1 pseudogene is annotated in these 237 nt (G+C 65.0%); it reads left to right on the top strand.

Annotated features, from left to right (window positions below):
- Nucleotides 1-16: 16 nt before the first annotated feature.
- A pseudogene (locus AC0IY0_RS29020) lies at nt 17-237 on the top strand (FAD-dependent monooxygenase); the annotation flags it as partial.

Genomic DNA, 237 nt, shown 5'->3' with positions numbered 1-237 from the left:
CGGCGGTGGCACGCTCATGGCCGTGGCACCGGGCCAGGGCATCCTAGCTCACAGGCATGCAGATGGACGGCTGCACAACTACACAGCACTGAACAGGCCGGAGCCTTGGTTCGATGCCATCGACTTCTGTAACGTGGAGGCTGCCCTGGCCCACGTTGCCGCGGAGTTCGTGGGGTGGGCGCCGCACCTGACGGCCCTCATTACGACCCACGACGCCAATCCCATCCTTCGTCCCAT

This window comes from Methylobacterium sp. AC315 (genome assembly GCF_979253755.1).
Note: the sequence above shows the minus strand (reverse complement) of the source record. Positions and strands in the feature narration are given on the sequence as shown.